Source organism: Sphaerimonospora cavernae (assembly GCF_042435035.1).
GTDB classification, from domain to species: Bacteria; Actinomycetota; Actinomycetes; order Streptosporangiales; family Streptosporangiaceae; genus Sphaerimonospora; species Sphaerimonospora cavernae.
On the sequence record NZ_JBHMQT010000044.1, the window covers coordinates 1 to 19,787 of the forward strand.

Annotated in this window: 25 protein-coding genes and 1 tRNA gene; 14 read left to right on the forward strand and 12 right to left on the reverse strand. The window is 67.1% G+C overall.

Annotation, left to right across the window (positions count from 1 at the left end; all coding sequences use genetic code 11):
- Window positions 1-608 precede the first annotated feature (608 nt).
- The gene (locus tag ACFHYQ_RS19910; protein WP_394302661.1) at window positions 609-926 is read right to left on the reverse strand and encodes a hypothetical protein; all 318 of its coding nucleotides are present in this window, start codon (window positions 924-926) and stop codon (window positions 609-611) included.
- Window positions 927-1,147: 221 nt separating this feature from the next.
- Between ACFHYQ_RS19910 and ACFHYQ_RS19915 the strand changes: the two genes are divergently transcribed.
- Entirely contained in the window at window positions 1,148-1,489 is a 342-nt protein-coding gene (locus tag ACFHYQ_RS19915; RefSeq protein WP_394302662.1) for a hypothetical protein, read from the forward strand.
- Between the two features lie 35 nt (window positions 1,490-1,524).
- Here ACFHYQ_RS19915 and ACFHYQ_RS19920 read toward each other — a convergent pair whose 3' ends face one another.
- The 3 genes from ACFHYQ_RS19920 to ACFHYQ_RS19930 are packed head-to-tail and all read right to left on the reverse strand — an operon-like array spanning window position 1,525 to window position 3,460.
- Window positions 1,525-2,142 carry a DUF5677 domain-containing protein gene (locus ACFHYQ_RS19920; RefSeq protein WP_394302663.1) on the reverse strand — a complete coding sequence of 206 codons (618 nt, stop codon included), beginning with the start codon at window positions 2,140-2,142 and terminating at the stop codon, window positions 1,525-1,527.
- A gap of 24 nt (window positions 2,143-2,166) precedes the next feature.
- Window positions 2,167-3,171 carry an NsdA family TPR-like regulatory protein gene (locus ACFHYQ_RS19925; RefSeq protein WP_394302664.1) on the reverse strand — a complete coding sequence of 335 codons (1,005 nt, stop codon included), beginning with the start codon at window positions 3,169-3,171 and terminating at the stop codon, window positions 2,167-2,169.
- Window positions 3,172-3,217: 46 nt separating this feature from the next.
- A complete protein-coding gene (locus ACFHYQ_RS19930) occupies window positions 3,218-3,460 on the reverse strand; it encodes a helix-turn-helix domain-containing protein (protein WP_394302665.1) in 243 nt (80 codons plus the stop codon).
- Window positions 3,461-3,859: 399 nt separating this feature from the next.
- Between ACFHYQ_RS19930 and ACFHYQ_RS19935 the strand changes: the two genes are divergently transcribed.
- Complete coding sequence (locus ACFHYQ_RS19935) at window positions 3,860-4,111, forward strand: hypothetical protein (RefSeq protein ID WP_394302666.1); 252 nt, start codon at window positions 3,860-3,862, stop codon at window positions 4,109-4,111.
- 169 nt (window positions 4,112-4,280) lie between these two features.
- Here the strand turns inward: ACFHYQ_RS19935 and ACFHYQ_RS19940 are convergent, their stop codons facing one another.
- On the reverse strand, window positions 4,281-4,745 hold the full coding sequence (locus tag ACFHYQ_RS19940) for a hypothetical protein (RefSeq protein ID WP_394302667.1): 465 nt from the start codon (window positions 4,743-4,745) through the stop codon (window positions 4,281-4,283).
- Between the two features lie 518 nt (window positions 4,746-5,263).
- Here ACFHYQ_RS19940 and ACFHYQ_RS19945 point away from each other — a divergent pair.
- From ACFHYQ_RS19945 to ACFHYQ_RS19960, 4 genes are all read left to right on the forward strand, one after another.
- Complete coding sequence (locus tag ACFHYQ_RS19945) at window positions 5,264-5,494, forward strand: type II toxin-antitoxin system RelE/ParE family toxin (RefSeq protein ID WP_394302668.1); 231 nt, start codon at window positions 5,264-5,266, stop codon at window positions 5,492-5,494.
- Window positions 5,495-5,499: 5 nt separating this feature from the next.
- Window positions 5,500-5,799, forward strand: coding sequence for a helix-turn-helix domain-containing protein (locus tag ACFHYQ_RS19950; protein WP_394302669.1), 300 nt, complete (start codon window positions 5,500-5,502; stop codon window positions 5,797-5,799).
- 518 nt (window positions 5,800-6,317) lie between these two features.
- The gene (locus ACFHYQ_RS19955; RefSeq protein WP_394302670.1) at window positions 6,318-6,596 is read left to right on the forward strand and encodes a hypothetical protein; all 279 of its coding nucleotides are present in this window, start codon (window positions 6,318-6,320) and stop codon (window positions 6,594-6,596) included.
- The gene (locus ACFHYQ_RS19960) at window positions 6,593-6,991 is read left to right on the forward strand and encodes a type II toxin-antitoxin system VapC family toxin (protein ID WP_394302671.1); all 399 of its coding nucleotides are present in this window, start codon (window positions 6,593-6,595) and stop codon (window positions 6,989-6,991) included. Before ACFHYQ_RS19955 ends, ACFHYQ_RS19960 begins: the two co-directional genes overlap by 4 nt.
- A gap of 390 nt (window positions 6,992-7,381) precedes the next feature.
- Here ACFHYQ_RS19960 and ACFHYQ_RS19965 read toward each other — a convergent pair whose 3' ends face one another.
- The 5 genes from ACFHYQ_RS19965 to ACFHYQ_RS19985 all read right to left on the reverse strand — a co-directional run bounded on the left by ACFHYQ_RS19965 (window position 7,382) and on the right by ACFHYQ_RS19985 (window position 11,973).
- Window positions 7,382-8,353 (reverse strand): phosphotransferase, encoded by a 972-nt coding sequence (locus ACFHYQ_RS19965; RefSeq protein WP_394302672.1) that lies wholly within the window; start codon window positions 8,351-8,353, stop codon window positions 7,382-7,384.
- 618 nt (window positions 8,354-8,971) lie between these two features.
- Window positions 8,972-9,481, reverse strand: coding sequence for a DUF6650 family protein (locus ACFHYQ_RS19970; RefSeq protein ID WP_394302673.1), 510 nt, complete (start codon window positions 9,479-9,481; stop codon window positions 8,972-8,974).
- A 56-nt stretch (window positions 9,482-9,537) separates the two neighbouring features.
- Window positions 9,538-10,248, reverse strand: a complete 711-nt coding sequence (locus ACFHYQ_RS19975; protein WP_394302674.1) for a hypothetical protein — start codon at window positions 10,246-10,248, stop codon at window positions 9,538-9,540.
- A gap of 274 nt (window positions 10,249-10,522) precedes the next feature.
- Complete coding sequence (locus ACFHYQ_RS19980) at window positions 10,523-11,533, reverse strand: tyrosine-type recombinase/integrase (protein WP_394302675.1); 1,011 nt, start codon at window positions 11,531-11,533, stop codon at window positions 10,523-10,525.
- A 366-nt stretch (window positions 11,534-11,899) separates the two neighbouring features.
- Window positions 11,900-11,973, reverse strand: a tRNA-Gly gene (locus ACFHYQ_RS19985).
- A 202-nt stretch (window positions 11,974-12,175) separates the two neighbouring features.
- On the opposite strand from ACFHYQ_RS19985, the gene dcd reads away from it, so the two are divergent.
- The 3 genes from dcd (at window position 12,176) to ACFHYQ_RS20000 (ending at window position 14,586) form a co-directional block, all read left to right on the forward strand.
- Window positions 12,176-12,751, forward strand: coding sequence for a dCTP deaminase (gene dcd / locus ACFHYQ_RS19990; protein WP_394302676.1), 576 nt, complete (start codon window positions 12,176-12,178; stop codon window positions 12,749-12,751).
- Between the two features lie 203 nt (window positions 12,752-12,954).
- On the forward strand, window positions 12,955-13,572 hold the full coding sequence (locus ACFHYQ_RS19995) for a DUF47 domain-containing protein (RefSeq protein WP_204018700.1): 618 nt from the start codon (window positions 12,955-12,957) through the stop codon (window positions 13,570-13,572).
- A 15-nt stretch (window positions 13,573-13,587) separates the two neighbouring features.
- Complete coding sequence (locus ACFHYQ_RS20000; RefSeq protein WP_394302677.1) at window positions 13,588-14,586, forward strand: inorganic phosphate transporter; 999 nt, start codon at window positions 13,588-13,590, stop codon at window positions 14,584-14,586.
- An 83-nt stretch (window positions 14,587-14,669) separates the two neighbouring features.
- Here the strand turns inward: ACFHYQ_RS20000 and mshD are convergent, their stop codons facing one another.
- Together mshD and ACFHYQ_RS20010 are read right to left on the reverse strand one after the other, a co-directional pair.
- Entirely contained in the window at window positions 14,670-15,638 is a 969-nt protein-coding gene (mshD, locus tag ACFHYQ_RS20005; protein WP_394302678.1) for a mycothiol synthase, read from the reverse strand.
- Window positions 15,639-15,729: 91 nt separating this feature from the next.
- Window positions 15,730-16,530, reverse strand: coding sequence for a winged helix-turn-helix transcriptional regulator (locus tag ACFHYQ_RS20010; protein ID WP_394302679.1), 801 nt, complete (start codon window positions 16,528-16,530; stop codon window positions 15,730-15,732).
- 193 nt (window positions 16,531-16,723) lie between these two features.
- Here ACFHYQ_RS20010 and ACFHYQ_RS20015 point away from each other — a divergent pair, with 193 nt between their 5' ends.
- The 5 genes from ACFHYQ_RS20015 to ACFHYQ_RS20035 all read left to right on the forward strand — a co-directional run bounded on the left by ACFHYQ_RS20015 (window position 16,724) and on the right by ACFHYQ_RS20035 (window position 19,781).
- Window positions 16,724-16,972, forward strand: a complete 249-nt coding sequence (locus ACFHYQ_RS20015) for a MoaD/ThiS family protein (RefSeq protein ID WP_055483130.1) — start codon at window positions 16,724-16,726, stop codon at window positions 16,970-16,972.
- Window positions 16,973-17,019: 47 nt separating this feature from the next.
- Entirely contained in the window at window positions 17,020-17,700 is a 681-nt protein-coding gene (locus ACFHYQ_RS20020) for an LmeA family phospholipid-binding protein (protein ID WP_394302680.1), read from the forward strand.
- 85 nt (window positions 17,701-17,785) lie between these two features.
- Window positions 17,786-18,298: a sigma-70 family RNA polymerase sigma factor gene (locus tag ACFHYQ_RS20025; protein ID WP_275409038.1), complete on the forward strand. Its 513-nt coding sequence runs from the start codon at window positions 17,786-17,788 to the stop codon at window positions 18,296-18,298.
- Complete coding sequence (locus ACFHYQ_RS20030) at window positions 18,295-19,236, forward strand: zf-HC2 domain-containing protein (RefSeq protein ID WP_394302681.1); 942 nt, start codon at window positions 18,295-18,297, stop codon at window positions 19,234-19,236. The genes ACFHYQ_RS20025 and ACFHYQ_RS20030 overlap by 4 nt, the downstream gene beginning before the upstream one ends.
- 65 nt (window positions 19,237-19,301) lie before the next feature.
- Entirely contained in the window at window positions 19,302-19,781 is a 480-nt protein-coding gene (locus tag ACFHYQ_RS20035) for a TlpA family protein disulfide reductase (protein WP_394302682.1), read from the forward strand.
- Window positions 19,782-19,787 lie beyond the last annotated feature (6 nt).

Sequence of the window (19,787 nt, forward strand, 5' to 3'; positions counted from 1 at the left end):
AGCGGTCAGATCGACGCCGGGCCAGCGGCCATCACGCTCTGCGCACCGGCTGGTTGTTTACGTGACGACAAGTGGGTCTGCTCGGGATCGAGCGCGGCACGCGACGATTAAAGAGCCACAGGAACAGTCAAGGCCCGGGTGGGGATGTACTCCCTGAACTGGGCCTTTGCTCTTGGAGTGGGTGACGGGAATCGAACCCGCGCTGTCAGCTTGGGAATTGCATGGATCATGCCTCGTAGGGCGGCTGACCTGGGCGTCGGGCGGGTCATGAGTGACCGTAGTTGACCCCTCGTCACCCTGCTTAATGGCCCGCTAATGGCCCGACGATCAGCCCGTGACCTGGCCTTTCCTTGCGCGGTGCGCACGCTCCACCTGCCTGACCATCCCGTCGCCGTCGACCCGCCCGAAGGGCAAGCTGGCCCTGGTCTGCTCGGCTTGTCCCGGGTCGATGGCGACGGGATGATCAGGCCCCTACCTCAGCCCCCTACGGTCTTCGGCAATGTGCGGGCGATCACCCTGGAGCCGGAGCGCCCCCGCCGGAGGAACAAGAACGCCAGCTCACGCAATGGGAGAGTTGCGGTCGGCGGATCCCGCGAGCCCTCCGAGCCTCAGCACCATTCCTCGATATAGAGCAGACGTTGCCCAGTTTCATCGCCGAACTCGTAGCCCATGTACGCGATGTCAGAGGCCGCAGACCCATCTGTGAATGCATAGTTCCGGCGTACCAACTCAGACAGAGCACCCCGCTCCTCGTCTGTGACCCACCGCAAGTCAAAGCCGCCGGATTCGCCTAGCAATACCGGAACGTCGCGGCGGCGCATCAGGCTCCGGACAGTCCTGGGGTCAAGCTTGCGCCTCCGCACTTGCCAGGTGCGACCGTCGGGATCGGTCAGTTCCCCCGAAGAGCCGGGGCTCAGTTTAGCCATGTCACGAGTTTCGCCTACGTTGTGCTCGGCATACGATTCCGCGGCGGCCCGAGCTGCCGGCGGCCGGGACCGGCCCCCAGGCCGCATGCCCGGCCTCCGAGCGGGCGAGGGGCCGCGAGGCGGCGCGGAGCGCCGCCCTTGATCTACATAATGGCAATTCGGCAAACTGTTCATGCCCGGTGCGTCGCCTCGGGCTGATCCATCGAGAGGAAACGGGCCAGATGTCCGACGAGGCGTTCCGGATGGTCATGCTCTACGTCACGTTACCCGTACTCGTACTCGGAGCTCTCCTGTGCTTCCTGGGTATCTTCGTGCTGATCACTCATCGGGTTCCCATCTGGCTGCCGTCGCGTGCACGACAAGCTCAGTGGAAGCCGTACGGCTGGTCACAGATTTTTACGTTTACCTGGGTAACGACGATGTTTCTTCCTCAGGCGCTTAGTGTCGATCCACTATTGAGACTTGGCTTGATGGTTCCCGCCGTTGGCTTCATGATCATCTCATGGGTTTTCCTGTTCAAGGCTCGGCGCCCCGAAGAGGTCGAAGCATCACCCATATCCTGATCTCTCATACGCCATCGAGCCTGCCGGACGGAGCTTTACGTTTTGGTGTCCGGGAAGATAGCATCGATCATTACAATCAGAAAAACGACGGCTATCGCTGTCTCTAGAGCTATGCTGCCTGCCCTGATAAGGGTGACGTAGTCTCGATCCGACACATATACAACGTCGTTCTCTGACAGCTTAATCAAGCCCTGCTGGGCGGCGAGCGGATCTCCGTGGATTAGGCTGTTGTACTTGGCGACGGCATCCCCGAAACGAGAAAGTATCTCCTCGCTAGCTCCCGGGATCAGAGTAGCGAGACGCTTCCGCAAGCTAGCGCGCTGACCGTGTGGCCAGCCAGCCTCCCATAAATCAACAGCTTCTTGATGCTCGCGCAAATAAGAGAGGGTTGCAATTCTTTCAATTAGATGGCGAAATAGTATCATGGCCGACAAAAGGTATCCATCTTTGATCATTTGCCTGATACTTTTTGCAATGCTAGCCGATGCAGGAACGAGCTGGAGAGCGGCCTTTTGTAGCCGGGTAAGATTACTGCTCTTTCTGCTGCTCTCGCCGATTCGGGTGATCCGACTTTGGAGCATCTCAAGTTTTTCATCGAGAAAGATGACTCCCGAGAGCGACGAGTAAGGGTCCGTGGCTGGGTTGGGGTGCACGCTCAATACTGTCCTGCAAATCTTTCAATCCAGAAGCTCCGGACGACGGCTGGTGAGGGTGCGTCGGGCGGTGATAAATCGATCGTGGAACTCGTTGGCTAGGGCTTCGCGGCGATAGCGCTGCCGCAGGATGCGGTCCAGGTCTCCGGCTCGGTTGACGAGGTCGGGGAGGGACTTGCGTTCGATGTCGAATGCGGCCATGCCTTGTTCTACGGCGGCGTCGAGGTCTCCTCGTCGGGCGTGGACGATGCCGAGGTCTATGTGAGCGTCGGCAACCCGCATGGGCGCGTTGGATGTGCCGTCTGGGCGGGTGTGGATCTGGATCGTCTCCAAGGCGTGTTCCTCGGCCCGGTCGTTGTCCTCCAACCATGTGTAGGCGGTGGCGGCGTAGAAGACCCACTTGGCGTGGTCGAACACGAAGTGGTGATCCGGGTTCTCCGGGAGTGGAAGCTTGGCGAGGATGTCGGCTCCGCGTGAGAGTGCCTTGTCGGCTTCGCGGCGGTCGCCGATGCGGGCCAGACCGCGGGCTTCCTGCAACGTGAGCTGAACCTGTGCGCTGGATTGGCCGGCGACTGCCTGCCCCTGGCGGGCCGCGGTGACCACGTCTTCATAGCGGCCTTCGACCAGGGCGAACCAGGCGGACATCTCGTGTGCCCATCCCATGAGTTCGCCGTGCCCGACCTGGCGGCCCATCTCGAACGCGGCCCGTCGCGCTGTCTCGGCCTCTTCCCGCTCGCCCAGGTCGTAATGGACGCAGCCGAGCAAGGCGGTAAGCCATCCCGTGATGACGAGCAATTCGCGGTGCTGGTCGAGTGTCAGCCGACCGGAAAGCAGTCGCGTCACCTGGGCGAGGCGCTTCTGTGTCCTGTCACGCAACGTCGCGGCGGGAACGACGGGATAGGCGCGGCAGAGCAGATCGACGGCCTCGGCAAGGGCCTCCAGCGTGCCGGTTCCGACATCGGACGCTTGGAGCTGCTGGGCGAGTTCCATCGTGCCGTACAGGTCGGCCTCGGCCCGTAGCGCGTCCACGGGAATGATCTGGGTCTCGATCAGGCGGCTATTACCGTTTCCCTCTTCACGGGGGAGAAACCGAGATCTTCGGGTTGGAGTCCGGTGCCTGTGTCAGTGCGAGGCGGAACGGTGCGCGGGGCCAGGAAACTTCCCCGGACTCCCATCGTCGGATGCGTTCCTCGTCGACGGCAAGCCGTTCCTTGATGCCTATGGGCGTCTGGTTGATCCGGTCGGCCAGCTCGGCGCGGGTGAGGTGCTGCGCATTGCGCCAAGCGCGGAGCTGGACATTCGGGACGCTATTTGGCATCTCGGGGTCTTCCTCCCGTCAAGGGGTCCAAGAGGGGGGCAAGAGGGGGCCTTTCCGGGGGTCCTGTCGCGCTCACGTTGCCGGTGGACTTGCCATCAAGCGACACGGTACGTCAAGCGGCCTCCCGACGAAGGGAACGCCGGATGAACAAGGAGATGGCGACGGTGACCCGGCCAGAGGCGAACAGCGAGGCAAGACCCTGTCCTTTGTGTCGAGAACATGGCACCAAGCAGTGTCATTCGCGCCGTCAGCTTGTCGTCGGCGGGGCGAATGACGATCACAGCGACTCGGATGGGGAGCGGGATTGCCTCGACTGCCTCGACTGTTTCGATTTTCTCCAAGGGGCCGGGCCGAAGGGAACGGGTGATGAACCCCATTGATGCCGCTGCGGTGGCGAACATGAATCAGACGGCGGAGGCGAACAAGCTCATCCGGCTTCTCGACGCGTTGATCAGGCTTGGCATCGTCGCGGAGCTGCGCGACAACAACACCGCGCTCATGGTGAGTCCCCCTGGCGGCCGTGGGCTGCCGGTGTGGGTGTTCGTCGGGTACGGCGGGGCGTACTTCTCCTGGCAGTCGGCGGAGAAGCGGCGCCCGATGGCCGACGTGGCGGGCGCGGCGCAGGTGCTGGCCGCCTACGTGCGGCGCTGAGACCGGCGCGGCGCGGCTGTGAGCCGACCGGAGGCGTAGGGGCCGCCGGTCGGCGTCCATGAATCCTGCTCCGTCGCGCCTTTCCCCGGCAGGGTCACGTGCGCCTACAAGCCCCCGTAGTCCGTCTCCGGTCCTGCCGACCAGTGCTTTCACGCGCGCTGGGTGTAGATCAAGGCTTCTGGCTGAGGGTGGACGCTGCCAGCTTGTCTGCCCAGTCGTCCAGGCCGGCGGTGAGCACGTCCTCCAGCTTGTCCTTCCCGGTGGTCTCTGCAAGATCAGCGAGACACTCGCAGCGGGTCAGATCGCCGGTGACAGCGCAGAGGTAGATACCCATGATCCGCAGTGCGTGAGCACACGCTTCGTAGACCTGCTCCCCAGGGATCGGGATCTTCTTGGCGTACTCTCGTAGGAGTCCCCAGAGCCATCTGCCTGCCCTGTTCGGAGGGGACTCGCCCACCAGTATCTCGGCGACCAGGGCGTGAGCTTGGTCTCGCGCTTCCAAGAGATTGCGGGCGGCGACCGCAAGCGGGACGCATCCGGAATGCCGCATGGTCTGGAGTTCGCCCCAAAGCGGGCTTCCGAGGAGATTGGAAGCCCGTGTGACGACAGCGGACTTCCAACCGTCGGTTGTCACGCCGGTGGCGAGATCGATGATCGTATTCTCTATGGTGGCGACGGGTTCGGTAGCTGCTGCAGGTTCCGTAGAGCGCGGTCTCCTGGCTGCTGCAGCAAGGCGTCCTCGGTGATCAGCGCAGGGGGCTTTCCTGCGGCGGCGGCAGGGGAGACCTGTACGCGTCTGGGTGGAACCGCATAAACCGGCCATGAGCCGACCATCCGATAGACCGGCGTTTCGCCCTAGTGGCCAGATCGTCATGCTTTCCCATCCAGGCGGTTGGCCCATCCAGCCTCTCGGCAACATCGTGAGAGACAGTCCGTGAGGCCGTGCCGGCAACTCCTGTCATGCACAGATGGGCGTTCTGGTGGGGCCGTTTTCTTGTTCCAGAGGCAGGGCCCTTGCCTCGCGTATAACGTTCATGTTATGAGTTGGGGAGAGGTGGAACTGGAGCCCGAGGTCGACGAGTGGTTCGACTCGCTCAGCCAGGATGACCAGGAGACGGCTGTCTTCTACGTTGACTGCTCGCCGAGCGGGGAGTGCTCCTCGGCGAGCCGTACACCAGGCAGTTGTACGGCAAGCTCCGCGAGCTTCGATTCCATCTCGCCCGCGAGGCCGTACGCATCAGCTACTGGATCGCACCGGGCAGGCGCATCATCCTGCTCACGGTCTTCCGTAAGCAGCGAATGCGTGAAACGGCCGAGATCGAACGTGCGGTGCGAGCAATGAAGCGATGTATCGCGGAGGCTCACACAGCGGAAGAGGAGTGAGTGCCATGGCCGAGCGCAGGGCGTGGTCGGACAAGCGCGCCGAGATCATGAGCCGGCCCGGTGCCGGGGTCGCGTACGAGGCCGCACGAATCCGTTTCGAGCTCGGCGAAGCCGTACGGCGGCGGCGTGAAGAGCTCGGTCTCACCCAAGCCGAGCTCGCCGAACGGGCCGGACTCAAGCAGCCGGCGGTGGCCCGCTTCGAGGCAGGCGGCACCATGCCCACGATCCCCATGCTGGAACGCCTCGCCGAAGCGCTGGAACTCCGGCTCAGCGTCCAACTCCAGCCGCTTCCCGAAGCGAGCTGACCTTCGCTCCTGGAAGCCTTGACCGATCTATCGGCATGCGGCAGGCGGTGCTGGAAAGGCGATCACCGACGTGATCGACCGGCATATCGGCGCGGCCGACGAGCAGAGCGACGGCTCGGCGGGCGCGCTCGCTTCGCACGGGAGATCGAACGACCATAGAAACGATCAAGGCCCAGGTTGGAATTCACTCCCTGACCTGGTCCTTTGCGCGTGGAGCGGGTGGCGGGAATCGAACCGGACCAGTAAGAGACTTCTCACCCGCGGGTTTGCCGTTCGCGCTGGTCGCGCCTACCGGGTTGAGCCGGATTCTGTGGCGTTCTACCCACTCGTGCGGGTCCGATGTGCCCACGTGGGCACACCGTTGGTCCCGGCGTCCTGGAAGTGGATCAAGATGTCTGGTCGAGGGTGGGCGCTGCCGGCTTGTCTGCCTAATCGTCCAGGCCGGTGGTGAGCACGTCTTCCAGCCTGTCCTTGATCACCTCCCTCTCTATGGCATTTTCAATGGCATACTTGGTGGCATGGCTGACAACGTGGGCTTCCTCTCCGGTGACGGTCCCACCAGTGGCATCTCCGTCACCCTGACCGCCGGCACCCTGCAGGCGATCCGCGAGCGGGTCGGCAAGCGGGGCGTCTCGGCCTATCTGGAGAAGGCGGCCCGGCGGCAGATCGAGCGGGACAACCTGGACGAGCTGATCGCCGACTTCGACAAGATACATGGCCCGGCCGACCCGGAGGCGGTGGCGGCCAAGCGAGCCCGGCTCACCGGCGGTACCTCGGGCGCTGGGGCGGCAGCGTGAGCGGTGCCCTGCTCCTGGACAGCGAGGGCCTGGCGAAGGCAGTGCAGCGAGACCGGGAGGTCCACGAGTGGCTGACGGCCGCCCGCGACGCGGACCTGCCGGTGGTCACCTCGGCCGCGGTGCTGGTCGAGGTGATCCACCCGAAGATCAATGACGCCGCGCTGAAGTGGGCCTTATCGCGGCTGCGCGTAGAGCCGGTCACCCAGACGGTCGCGCAATCGGCCGCTGCCCTGCTGCGGATCGCGGGGCTACACGGCCACAAGTACGCCATCGACGCCATGCTGTGTGCGACCGCGCTCCAGTATTCCGGCCGGGTGACGATCCTGACCTCCGACGTGGAGGACATCGGACTGCTCACTGTCGGCCACTCACGCGTGCGGGCCGAAAAGGTCTGACCACGACGGCTCGACCTCGCTGCCACAGCACCGAGTCCTCGGAGTGCACGGGTCGCCCGCCCCCTTGGCGAACGGGAGTGATCCCTTCGCCGCACCGGGGCAGGCACTCAGCCCGCGGCGGCCGTATTCAAGAAGACCTGGGGCCTTCACCTGCTGGGAGCTTGGTGCGCCGATACCGAAGAATCGCTGGCGAATGCTGCTGCGCATGGGGGTCGGCCGGGTCGAACATGGTAGCCGATCACGTCAGGTGCTCGCTGTCCGAGTCTTGGTTCGGACCCGGACTCGATTCGTTCTCTCGTGGGCCGACTGATGGCTCGGGTCTGCTGCCGATGCCGATGCGGGCCGGAGGTGGGTTGTCCAGCGGACTCACCCAGGGGGCGCGGCGCCGCCTCACCTCCAGCCGGTTCGCTGTCGTAGCCACTCCAGCGCCGCCCTGCCCTGCGCGAGTTGGAACGCACGCAACGTGGGCAGGCCAGGCGGCGGAGGGAGGAGCCCTCTCTGCAGGAAGTATCCGGTCATCGCGGCCAGAACTGCGGTGACCGCGTCGGGGTCGGCATCCTTGGCGATCGGGTGGTCGTCGAAGACCGTGGCCGGCGGCGGCCCGCCCTGCATGGTCACGCTGGGCAGCATCCCGAGCAGGTCGAACCACGGCGCGGCCAGGCAGGCGTGGGGCCAGTCGACCACGAGTACCCGGCCATCGGCGGTGAGCAGCAGGTTGTCGGCCCGCATGTCGGCGTGGGCGAGGGTGGCGCCCTCGGCCGCCCGGCCCCAGGATTCCTCCAGGTCGGCCAGCCGCGGCAGGTGCCGTACGGCCCAGGGGTCGAGGGCGGCGGCGAGGTCTCCGTCACCGGCGGCCAGGCGTCGCCAGCCCCGGAACTGGTCGTCGAACCGCTCGGCGGCCGACGGGACGTCCACCGGGGCGGGGGTGAGCGCCTCGGCCAGGCCGGCCAGCGCGTCGAGCGCGAGGGACAGTTCGCCGGGGACCCAGGGCTGGGCGGGCATGCGCCCCTCGACGTCCTCGAACAGCAGCACCACCCAGCCGTCACGGTCGAATGAGGTGAGCAGCCGGGGCGCGGGCACATCGGCCGGCAGCGCGGCGGCCACCCTCGCCTCGGCGCGGTGGAAGCCGGGGCTGTGGGGGTTGGGCCGCGGCCCGACCGCCTTGACGAACGCCCGGCCGCCGCCGGCGAGCCGCAGCCGGGCGGCCACCCCCGGCGAAAAGCCCCCGCACTGCGTGACCGCCTCGGTCACCCGGTCGCCGAGGTGCCGCTCGACGGCGAGTCTCAGGTCCTCCGGCACCGCCGACCACGGGATCCGTACGCCCTCCGCAGGTGGTGGGGACGGAAGCACTTCCTGGTTCATCCCGGCATGATCCGTCCCCGTGTACAGGCACGACAATCGAGTTTCCAGGGCTCGGTGTCCGTCCACGATCAAGGCAGGCTGTGCCGCAGCAGGTGCACCGGCAGGCCTTGGATACCGGGAGCCCTTTCGCCGTGACGATGCTGGTCAGGTGCTCTGCGTCGCCCATCCCGACGGCGCTTCGCTGTGGCCAGCTATATCCCCTGCCAACAGAGCTCGCCCAGACCGTCGGTGCCACCGTCACGGTTGATCCCGGCTGAGCAAGCACGGCAACCGCCTGTTCGCACCGCCATCGGATGGTTGGAGGGGTAGGCGAAGCCGTCTCGCTCATCGATGGCAGGCTGTCGTCGCTGATCCCGCATGTCTCGCTCTGGCACCAATTCCCGTGATCTTCACGCACGCGATGAGGCGACGCTGCCGATCGCGAGGCGTAGACGATCACGGCGTTGCTTCGGATCTTGTTCGGCCGAATCGGGCCGGTCTTGGACTGGACTCGAACCGTTGGCCGTCGTCGTTGACGGCCGGAGCACAGGTTTGTGGAGTCGACTCAGCAGCCCGGGGCGGACCTCGGCCCAGTCGATCCAGCTCCTGGACTCAGAAGTCCTCCTCCTGCTGTGCGGTTCACTCTCCGAAGCCGGGAATCCAGGACAAGTCTTCATCGCTGTCTTCCGGGGGAGGCGGGAGGATCCCAGACAGGCCCTCGTCTACTTCGATCTTGTATTGCGTGGCTATTGCGGCGATGTAGAAACCCATGCGAGACCGCAAATCGCCCAGCGCAAGACCGAAAGCATTGGCCCCTGGTGGCCCCATTCGGTGTTCGAAGTTCCTGCCGTCCGGACCAGCGGCATCGACGAATTGACGACACGCGGCCCGCATAGCCTTGAGAATCTGGCGGAGTTCTTGCCCGATCTGATGTTGTGTGAGCTGTTCGGTTAGGAATGCCCTGATCTGGATGGCTGATATAACGCAGTGAACTTCGTCCTCGACATGCCTATCGCCGAAGAGCAGCCTGCGATCTTCAAGGAAAGCAACCACCTTATTGGCGATCTTCCTGTCCGTGTCTGCCTTCTGCCACTGGATACCGAAGAGCGATGTGCTCAGGCCTGTGATTTCGTAAGGGATGCGACCCATAGGCGTGAGCGTAGTTGTCCGGTTGACCGATCGTGGCCGATTCACGGTCGCTACCACTATCTGCGGACGCTCTTGGAGAGAACGCGAGCGCGTGCAGCGCCGATGCGGAGTTCCTTGCGGAGGGTTTCGGCGGAGATAGGCCTTCCGCCGGTGCGGGCACGGTGCTCGGTATCGAGTCGTCGCGCTGTCTCCAGCAAGGCGTCGTCGACACTGGCGTTGTCAGCGCGGGCAGTGCTGTCCGTAGTCCGGGTGCGGACTGTGACCGTTGATCTGGCAGGAGCGGAGCGGGCCACAGCGGCGACTGGGAGTAGTGCGGCGGGAGCGGGCGGCGTCGGGCTGGGGTCGGGTCGGTCCGGGACCGGACCCGGACTCGGTTCGTCGATCGTCGCCGTTAGGACGGTCGGGGACCCGGCTTGGTGGAGGCGGCTCAGAAGTCCGGGGCCGACCTCGGCCCAGCCGATCAACAGCAGCGGGGGGATGCTGTCGTAGGCCGCACGTCCCGGTGAACCCGCAGCGAGCGGCTCGGCGATGTTGAGCGCCAGCGTCGCGAGCCCGGAGAAGGCAAGCAGGATGCGGGCAGGTCTCAGCTCCGCAGGCTGAACGCCGCGGAGCTGCATGTGACGGATCCCGACCAGGAGACCGATGACCGACAGGTCGACGCTGGGCCCTACCAGCGGGGCCAGCCACGGTGCCACGCCCAGACGTAGTCCGAGAGCCCAGCAGTTGCCGAAGGAGAAGGTGAAGGTAAGGGCGGCGATGGCCACCATGGTCGTGGTGACGGTACGGCGCGCGAACGCAGCCGCGTGCGTCGCCTGCTCCTCGGGCGGCGAGTCCTGGCCCAGCCCAGGATCCGCCGGCTCTGCTTCATCTTCAAGCTCTTCATCAGTAGGGCGCCGGTTTGCGGTACGCCCGTTACGCCGGGGAGTCGCTGCCTTCCCTCCGCCTGTCCCTCGCTTGGAGGGGCAACCCGGCACCGGGCTGTCGGCCGCGACTGATTCCTTCGTGTCGTCCGTGATGAAAGTCACTGGGCCTCCGAGGCTGTCAGGCGACGGCGCGCAGGGAGCCGGTGAGCGCACGGTCGATGGCGTCGATGAGGTCCTGGTCGACGTAGGGGAGCAGGTGGCCGTACCGGTCGATCGTGGTGGTGATCGACTTGTGGCCCATGCGCCGCTGGATCGCCGCGAGGGGGATGCTCTCGGAGATCAACCACGCCACATGTGTGTGCCGCAAATCATGAATGCGAGGCCGCTTGGTCAGGCCGCGGCTGCAGGCGTCGTCGATGGCGGGGATCCAGCGGCGGTCATAGAAGGAGGAGTGGCGCCACCACGAACCGGTCGGTGAGTTGAAGACGAACTCCTTGGGTCCCTTGCCGACGATGTTCGGCAGGATCGCGTCCATCACCTCCGAGGACAGGGCGATGGTCCGGCGGGACTGCTTGGTCTTGGGCGGGCCGAGCTTGAAGGTGTTGTCCGCCTGACGCTTCCAGGCTCGCCGTACACGCAAAGCCGGGACAGGCTTGCCGAACGGGTCAATGTCGCGTACCTGCAGAGCAGCCAGTTCGGCGTAACGCAGGCCGGTGCCGACGAACATCGTGAGCATGTCGCGCACGTCCGGCTTGGCGCAGGCGCGGATCAGGGCGAACTCCTGCTCGGTGAGGAACACCATCTCGTCGTCGCCTTCGCCGTCGTCCAGGCGGGGCAGGCGGGTGCGCGCGGCGGGGTTGGAGGTGCGGAGCGGGGGGTCGGCCTCAACGGCGTCTTGGAGGATGGCGAACAGGATCCCGTGGAGGTTCTGGATGGTCTTGGGTGCCAGCGGGCGTCGCAGCCACTGCTTGGGGTTGGCAGGGTCGGCTACGCCGTGCTGGAGGGTGTTGACCCAGGTCCGCACGAGGACGCGGTCCAGTACGTTCCCGTCGCGGATGTCCAGGTCGCCGAAGGTCGGCAGGATGTGGTTGCGCAGGTCGCGTTCGTAGTCGTGGCGGGTCCGCTCCTCGATGCCCGACAGGCTGGCCACGAAGGTCGCCGCATAGTCGCGGAACGGGATCGGATCCACCTCGGGTTCCGCGGTTTCCGGTTCCGGCGTGGGCGGTGCCCAGCCGTACCCCCGGATCCACCCCCGGGCCACTGGTGGCCGGCGGCCTCGACCGCCAGCTTGAAGGTGACGGCCTGGGCCTTCTGCTCGAAGGTCTCCGACTGCCAGGCACCGTCACTTGCCCCGCCGAGCCGCCAGCGGACTCGGTAGCTGATCTTCTTTCCCTTGCCGGGACGCTTCTCGATACTCGCCACGAGGCAAGTGTCAGCAGGCCGTCGGTGATCCCAAAGGGAATCGATGGAAGAGGGATGTGCCCAAGATGTGCCCAAACGATCACAGTGAACAAGAAATGATCAAGGAATGCCCAGTTCAGGGGCTGTTTGGAAGTGGAGCGGGTGACGGGAATCGAACCCGCGCTATCAGCTTGGGAAGCTGATGTTCTGCCATTGAACTACACCCGCGTGGACCGACTGTGAAGTCGACCGCGTCCATACTCTAGCGGAAACTCGGCGTGCTGCCGCATACCCGGGGCCAGAACGTGGCGGGGTCGCCGGCATCCGGCCCGGAGCGCCCTGCCGTACGGCCCGCGCAGGGGACGGCGACCGGGGGGGCCGAGCCCGGGCGGTACACCCAGGGCGTGTGGGGGCCACTAGCCTTGCTCCCGTGCTGCTTTCCGACCGTGACATCCGCGCCGAGATCGAATCGGGCCGGGTCAAGATCGACCCGTACGACCCCGAGATGATCCAGCCGTCCAGTGTGGACGTGCGCCTGGATCGGTACTTCCGGGTCTTCGAGAACCACCGGTACCCGCACATCGACCCGGCGACGGAGCAGCCCGACCTGACCCGGCTGGTCGAGCCGGACGGCGATGAGCCGTTCATCCTCCATCCGGGTGAGTTCGTGCTCGCCAGCACCTACGAGGTGATCAGCCTCTCGGACGAGATCGCGTCGCGTCTCGAGGGCAAGTCGAGCCTCGGCAGGCTGGGCCTGCTGACGCATTCCACGGCGGGTTTCATCGATCCCGGCTTCGAGGGGCACGTCACGCTCGAGCTCTCCAACGTGGCCACGCTTCCGATCAAGCTGTGGCCGGGCATGAAGATCGGCCAGCTCTGCATGTTCCGGCTCAGCTCGCCGGCCGAGTTCCCGTACGGCTCGGCCAGGTACGGCTCCCGCTACCAGGGGCAGCGTGGCCCGACGCCGAGCCGGTCGTTCCTCAACTTCCACCGGACGCGGGTCTGATCCTCACCGTGTCCTCGGCGCGCATAGCCGGACAGGGTCGTACAGTCTGGAAGTCTCCCCCAGGCTACGTGTTTCCTGGGAGCATTGGGGCAACGTCAAGGGGGAGAGGGATGCAGGTGGGTTAGCCCGGGTCGAACTTCGTCTTTCCAGGGCCAACCCGTACTCTTCTCTGCGGACCATCCCCGCACATCTGGAGAAACCACGTGCGACTGCGTCTCACGCCTCGTGAGGACAGCTTCTACGATTTGTTCGCCCAATCGGCCAACAACATCGTTACCGCGTCCCGCCTCCTCGTCGAGATCATCAGCGACGGTTCGGACCGGGACGCCCTGGCGGAGAAGATGCGCGCCTGCGAACACGCGGGCGACGAGCACACTCACGCGATCATGAAGCGGCTCAATGAGAGCTTCATCACCCCGTTCGATCGTGAGGACATATACCGCCTCGCCTCGAACCTGGACGACGTGACGGACTTCATGGAGGCCGCCGCCGACCTCATCGTCCTCTACCAGATCGAACACCTCCCCAAGGAGGTCGTACTCCAGGTCGAGGTGCTGGAGCGCGCCGCGGAGCTGACCGCCGACGCGATGCCGCGGCTGCGCTCGATGCAGCACCTCAACGAATACTGGATCGAGATCAACCGGCTCGAGAACCAGGCCGACCAGGTGTATCGACGCCTGTTGGCGAAGCTCTTCAGCGGGGAGTTCGACACGCTCACCGTCATGAAGATGCGTGAGGTGATCGAGCAGCTCGAGTTCGCCGCCGACGCTTTCGAGCATGTGGCGAACACGATCGAGTCGATCGCGGTCAAGGAAAGCTAGGCGCGGGAAAGCCAAGTGGAGCTCGCCCTCGTCATCGGCGTGATCGTCATCGCGCTGGCCTTCGACTACACCAACGGTTTCCACGACGCCGCCAACGCGATCGCGACCTCGGTCTCCACGCGGGCGCTGACCCCGCGGATCGCGCTGCTCCTCGCGGCCGTGATGAACTTCATCGGCGCACACCTCGGCACCGCGGTCGCCCAGACCGTGGGTAAGGGGATCATCGGCGCACCGGTCGGCACGCAGGGTCTGTTGATCGTGGGTGGCGCGCTTATCGGGGCGATCGTCTGGAACCTCATCACCTGGTACTTCGGACTGCCGTCGTCGAGCAGCCACGCCCTGATCGGCGGCCTGGTCGGCTCCGCCCTCGCCGCCAGCGCCAGTGTGAACTGGTCCGGCGTGGTGGAGAAGGTCGTCATCCCCATGGTCGTGTCGCCCGTCATCGGGTTCTGCCTGGGCGGCCTCGTCATGATCGCCATTCTGTGGATCTTCCGCAGGTCCAACCCGCACCGCACCAGCCGTGGTTTCCGCTACTTCCAGCCGGTGTCGGCCGCCGCGATCGCGCTCGGTCACGGCCTGCAGGACGCGCAGAAGACGATGGGTGTCATCTTCCTGGCGCTCGTGGTCGGCGGCTACACCTCGCCCACGGCGGACATTCCGGAATGGGTCATCACGGCCTCGGCGCTGGCGATCTCCCTCGGCACGTACGCCGGAGGATGGCGCATCATGCGGACCATGGGCAGGCGGATCATCCACCTGGACCCGCCGCGCGGGTTCGCGGCGGAGGCGGCGGCGTCGTCGGTCCTCTACACGGCGGCCATCGGATTCGGCGCGCCGATCTCGACCACGCACACGATGACCACCGCGATCATGGGAGTGGGCGCGACCCGGCGTCTGTCGGCCGTGCGCTGGGGCATCGCGGGCAACATCGTCACGGCGTGGGTCCTCACCATCCCCGCCGCCGCGGTGGTCGCGGCCCTGGCCTACTTCCTCCTTCACCTGATCCTCGGCTAGCGGCGGCGCGGAACCAGGCCGCGCCCCCGCCGTACGGCTCCGCCACCGGGCGCCTCCACCCACCCGGGTACGGCCCACCGTCGTCACCGGCTGTACATCACGTCCGTGTTCCACCTGGTGAAGCCGAGGGACTCGTAAAGCCGGATCGCGGGGACGTTCTCCTCATCCACGTAGAGCATCGCCTGGGCCAGGCCGAGCGAGCGCAGGTGCGCCAGCCCGGCGAGCGTGAGCGCGCGGCCCAGGCCCGTGCCCCGCTCGTCCGGCGACACCCCCACCACGTAGACCTCGCCGATCGGCTCGTGGCCGTCGCCGGTGTCGTCGCCGCCGTGGACCTTCGTCCAGTGGAACCCCGCCAGCCTGTCGCGCCCCTGCCCGTCGTTCCCCTCGGTCACGCCAGGCCGTACGGCCAGGAAGAAACCGGCGGGGTCGAACCACGGCTCCTGTTCACGCCGCTTCAGGTCCTCCAGCGTCCACGCGCCCTGCTCCGGGTGGGTCGCGAAGGCCAGCGCGTTGAGCGCGAGCCAGGCCTCCTCGTCCCGCTCCGGCTCGAACGTGCGCAGCCGTACGCCTTCGGGGAGCTTCGCGGCGGGCAGCGGAGCCGGCAGCGGACGCCGCATCTGCCACAGCGACCTGGCCCGGGTGAGGCCCAGGCTCGCGGCCAGCCGGGAGGCGCCGGGGTGGTCGCCGTGCGCCCACAGGCGCAGCCGCCCGCCGCTCTCGGTCAGAACCGCCTCCAGCAGCCGCCGGCCGACGCCACGCCCGCGGAACGCGGGGTGCACCACCAATTCGCCGCTCGGGCCCTCGACCGGGTCGATCGGGTCCAGATGCGCGAAACCCGCGAGTTCCCCCTCCTCGCCGTCCTCACCGTCCTCACCGGCTATTCGGATCAGTACGGCTCTGGCCCCGGGATCGCCGCCATATCGCAGGTGGAGCAGCACGTGCTCGTTGAGCGGGCGGACGCCGTCCGCCTCGGTGGCCGCCTCGACGAGGGCCAGCACGGCCGCCACCTGGTCGTCTCCAAGTCGTCCCTGAATCTCCACATGCGTGTTCATGTCCCGCACATTAGGTGACCCGAGACCGAGGCGGGGCATCGGGTCGTCGGCGATAAACGCCATCTGCCGGCCCGACGGGGGCGGGCCTGGCTCAATGCCCGGCGGACCTGGTCCGTGCGCCGGCCTCCGGCTTCTTCGTCTCCGGCCGGGCCCGTGTCTCCGCTGTCTCCGTCGTCGCCTGGGTGCGTGTCCGCGGCTCCGCGCGGGGCTCGGCCTGCGGTTCGCCGGGGACGAACCGGTAGCCCACGTTGCGCACCGTTCCGATCAGCGCCTCGTTCTCCGCGCCGAGCTTCGCCCGCAGCCGGCGGACGTGCACGTCGACGGTACGGGTGCCCCCGAAGTAGTCGTAGCCCCAGACCTCCTGCAGCAGTTGCGCGCGGCTGAACACCCGGCCCGGATGCTGGGCGAGATATTTCAGCAGCTCGAACTCCTTGAACGTGAGGTCGAGCACCCGGCCGCGAAGGCGCGCGGTGTAGGTGGCCTCGTCGATCGCCAGGTCACCGCTGCGGATCTCGTCCGGGACATCCTCGGCGGCCTGCAGCGCCAGCCTCCCGATGGCCATCCGCAGGCGGGCCTCGACCTCCGCGGGGCCGGCCGTGTCGAGGAGGACGTCGTCGACGCCCCACTCGGCCGTCATCGCGGCCAGGCCTCCCTCGGTGACGATGACCATGAGCGGGCAGGTGATCCCGGTGGTACGCAACAGGCGGCACAGGCTCTTGGCGTGGGCGAGCTCACGGCGGGCGTCGACCATTACGGCGTCCGCCGGCGGGACGTCTATCAGCGCGGTGGCCTCCGCCGGCGCCACCCGAACCGAGTGCAGGAGCAGCCCGAGCGCCGGGAGGACCTGCGCCGAGGGCTCCAGCGCGTTGGTCAGCAGGAGCAGGTTGCTCACGTTCGCCTCCTCGGCGCGGCGGCCGTAGCCTACAAAACACGTATGGACCCGGGGGCCACGTCGCCCAGGTCCATTACTTCTAGGCTAGCTCACAGCGTTTATGCGTCCGGTGTGCGTCGGTCGTCTCAACGGCACGCGGCACGTCCGGTCTTGGCAATGCGCGGCATGGGCGTAGCGGAGGGAGTTGACGGCGATGGCCACGGGGACGGTCCGTTACTGGGCCGCGGCGAAGGAGGCCGCGGGCGTCGCGGAGGAGCCGTTCTCCGCTGAGACTCTGGGAGAGCTGATCACGCAGATCGCCCGGAATCCGCGGATCGAGCAGGTGCTGCGTCGTTCGTCGTTCCTCGTCGACGGCGCACCGGCGGGGCTTCGCGACCCGGCCACGATCGACCTTCCACAGGGTGCCGTGGTCGAAGTTTTACCCCCCTTCGCCGGGGGATGACGGGCTAGGCTGATCGCCCGGCCTGGCGTGCTCCATGGAGGAGTCGGATGCGAAAGTTGATCCTGTCGTTGATCGTGCTCGTCATCTTGCTCGCCATAGTCGACCGGGTGGCCGTCACAGGGGCGCAGCGGGAGATCGCCCGGCAGGTCGCGAGCGCGTACGACCTGGCGGAGACGCCATCCGTGGAGATCAAGGGCTTCCCCTTCCTCACCCAGGCGATCTCGGGGCGCTATGAGGAGATCGAGGTCGGCATCGGACCGATGACCCGGGAGGGCATCCGGCTGTCGAGCATCGACGCCACGCTGAACGGTGTGACCGCGCCGCTGGCCGACCTGATCCAGAACGCCTCTAAGACCCCGATCCGGGCCGAGCGCGTCACCGGCACAGTGGTGATCTCGCGGGAGACCCTGGCCGCCCGTGCGCCGCGCGGCATTCGCGTCGAGGGGGACGGCGGCGACACCCTGAAGGTCTCCGGCGACCTGACCGTGCTGGGCCGGACGGTGCCGGTCACCGCCGACCTCAAGATGGACGTCGTGCCGGGAGCGGTACGGCTGACGCCGACCAACGTGAAGATCGCGGGCGGCATCACGGTGCCGAATGTGGCCAGGCACCTCGGTTTCACCGTCCCGGTGAAGGACCTGCCGCTGAAACTCAAGATCATCAAGGTGAAGACGACGTCCCAGGGGCTCGCGATCCAGGGCGTAGCCGCCGATGTCCCGCTCCACTGAGCCGGACGGCGCCGCCGAAGCGGGTGGGCCGTCGAGAGCCGGTGGCTCCGTTGAACCGGACGGCCCCGCCGTACGTGATGAAGATGTGAGTCCAGCCGGAACCGCCGACGAGGAGCTCATACGCGCACTTTTCGAGGATCACGGAGGGCCGCTGTACGGCTACGTGCTGCGGTTGACCGGCGATCCGGGCAGGGCGGAGGACGTGGTGCAGGAGACGTTGCTACGGGCCTGGCGGCACCCCTCGGTGCTCGAGGGACGTCCGGTCCGCGCGTGGCTGTTCACCGTCGCCCGCAACCTCGTCGTCGACCAGCACCGGGCCCGCAGGTCGCGGCCGCAGGAGACGGGGGACGAGGCGCTCGCCGTGCTGCCGGCCGACGACGAGCTCGACCGGGCCGTTGAATCGTGGGCGGTCGCGGACGCGCTGGCGTCGCTGCGGCCCGAACATCGTGAGGTCGTCCTGGAGACGTACTACCGGGGGAGATCGGTGAAGGAGGCGGCCGAGATCCTCGGCATCCCGCCGGGGACGGTCAAGTCGCGCACCTATTACGCGCTCCGGGCGCTGAAACTCGCTCTGGAGGAACGGGGGTTGGCGCCATGACCTGCGACGACGTCCGGATCTCGCTCGGCGTCCACGTCTTGGGCGCGCTCGACGCCGAGGAGACCGCCGAGGTCGAGGCGCACCTGGACACCTGTCCCTCGTGCCGGTCCGAGCTCGCCGAGCTGTCCGGACTGCCCGCCGTGCTCGGCCGGGTGTCCGAGCAGGACATCGAACAGGCCGCCGCACCGCCGCCGGTGGTGCTGGAGCGGCTGATCGCCGCCTCGGCCCGGCGGGGCCGCCGATCGCGGACGATGCTGGCGCTGGCGGCCTCGGTGGTCGTGGCCGCGCTGGGTGGTACGGCATGGCTGTCGTCGGCCGTACAGCCCCCCGCCTACGACGCGAGCGTGGCCTCGGGGGCCTCCACCGTCGCCGACGGGGTGGCGCCGCGGGAGGCGAGCGACACGGCCGCCCGCGCCGCCGAGCAGCCCATCGAGACCAGGGACGGCGAGTCGCGGCCCGCGATCGCGCAACCTCAGGCGAAGGCCTCCCAGCCGGACACGACGCGGGAGAAGACGGAGGCCCACCCCAGCCCCGGCGCCACACCGTCCACCGCTGACGTCGCCACGCCCGGCCCTGAAGCCCAGACGTTCGGCACGACAGAGGCCGCGCCGCCCCCGCCGGTCTCGGAGGCGCGCGGACGCAGCGGCGACGTGACCCTCGCCGTACGGCTCACCGCCAAGGAAGGCGGGACCGACGTCCTCGCCAAGGTCGCGGGGGTGCCGGCCGGGACGGTGTGCACGCTGCGCGCCATCGGCCCGGACGGCGGCGCGTCGGCGGTCGGCACCTGGACGGCAGGGCCGGGAGAACTCGGGCCGGGCAAGAACGTCTTCGAGGGGTCGACATCGCTACTCGCCGGCGACATCCGGCGCCTGGAACTGTCCACATCGGACGGGCGCACGCTCGTGACGACCTCCGCCCCGGTCGCGAAACCGTCGTGATTTCGCCCGGGAATGAGCCGTCGGGGAGTGAAACCGCCGGGAAGTGAGCTGGCGGGGAATGAAACGTGCACAGCCGTGGGTTCCAGCACCTGATGGCAGGGATCGTCGTTCTCGTGGTCACGCTCGCGGTGGGCGTGCTCATCGGGCTCGTCAAGAGGCATCGCGACGGGAGGATGCGCGCCGTGGACAGTGGGCTCGCCGATGATCTCGCCGGTGGTCTGGGCGCGGAGCTCGGTGAGCGGGCCACTCTCGTACAGTTCTCCACCGCCTTCTGCCAGCCCTGCCGGGCGACGCGCCGGATCCTCGGCGAGGTGGCCGCGATGGTGCCGGGGGTCCGTCACATCGAGATCGACGCCGAGTCGCGGATCGATCTCGCCAGGCGTTTCGATGTGCTGCGCACCCCGACCGTGCTCGTGCTCGATGGCGCGGGAAACGTGGTGAAAAGGGCCTCCGGCCAGCCACGGAAGGCTGATGTGATCGCGGCGCTCGGTGTGGCGATGGTCGATCCGTCTCACGAGTCATCTCAACAAGCGGACAGCGAGTGACAGATT

Excerpts from the sequence above, each read along its gene's own strand:
- ACFHYQ_RS19930 (WP_394302665.1), bottom strand. The coding sequence starts at position 3,460 with ATGCCAAATAGCGTCCCGAATGTCCAGCTCCGCGCTTGGCGCAATGCG.
- ACFHYQ_RS19975 (WP_394302674.1), bottom strand. The coding sequence starts at position 10,248 with ATGGTGGCCATCGCCGCCCTTACCTTCACCTTCTCCTTCGGCAACTGC.
- ACFHYQ_RS19910 (WP_394302661.1), bottom strand. The coding sequence starts at position 926 with ATGGCTAAACTGAGCCCCGGCTCTTCGGGGGAACTGACCGATCCCGAC.
- ACFHYQ_RS19915 (WP_394302662.1), top strand. The coding sequence starts at position 1,148 with ATGTCCGACGAGGCGTTCCGGATGGTCATGCTCTACGTCACGTTACCC.
- ACFHYQ_RS20015 (WP_055483130.1), top strand. The coding sequence starts at position 16,724 with ATGGCCACGGGGACGGTCCGTTACTGGGCCGCGGCGAAGGAGGCCGCG.
- ACFHYQ_RS19955 (WP_394302670.1), top strand. The coding sequence starts at position 6,318 with ATGGCTGACAACGTGGGCTTCCTCTCCGGTGACGGTCCCACCAGTGGC.
- ACFHYQ_RS19950 (WP_394302669.1), top strand. The coding sequence starts at position 5,500 with ATGGCCGAGCGCAGGGCGTGGTCGGACAAGCGCGCCGAGATCATGAGC.
- ACFHYQ_RS19965 (WP_394302672.1), bottom strand. The coding sequence starts at position 8,353 with ATGAACCAGGAAGTGCTTCCGTCCCCACCACCTGCGGAGGGCGTACGG.
- ACFHYQ_RS19970 (WP_394302673.1), bottom strand. The coding sequence starts at position 9,481 with ATGGGTCGCATCCCTTACGAAATCACAGGCCTGAGCACATCGCTCTTC.
- ACFHYQ_RS20020 (WP_394302680.1), top strand. The coding sequence starts at position 17,020 with ATGCGAAAGTTGATCCTGTCGTTGATCGTGCTCGTCATCTTGCTCGCC.
- ACFHYQ_RS20030 (WP_394302681.1), top strand. The coding sequence starts at position 18,295 with ATGACCTGCGACGACGTCCGGATCTCGCTCGGCGTCCACGTCTTGGGC.
- ACFHYQ_RS19935 (WP_394302666.1), top strand. The coding sequence starts at position 3,860 with ATGAATCAGACGGCGGAGGCGAACAAGCTCATCCGGCTTCTCGACGCG.
- mshD (WP_394302678.1), bottom strand. The coding sequence starts at position 15,638 with ATGAACACGCATGTGGAGATTCAGGGACGACTTGGAGACGACCAGGTG.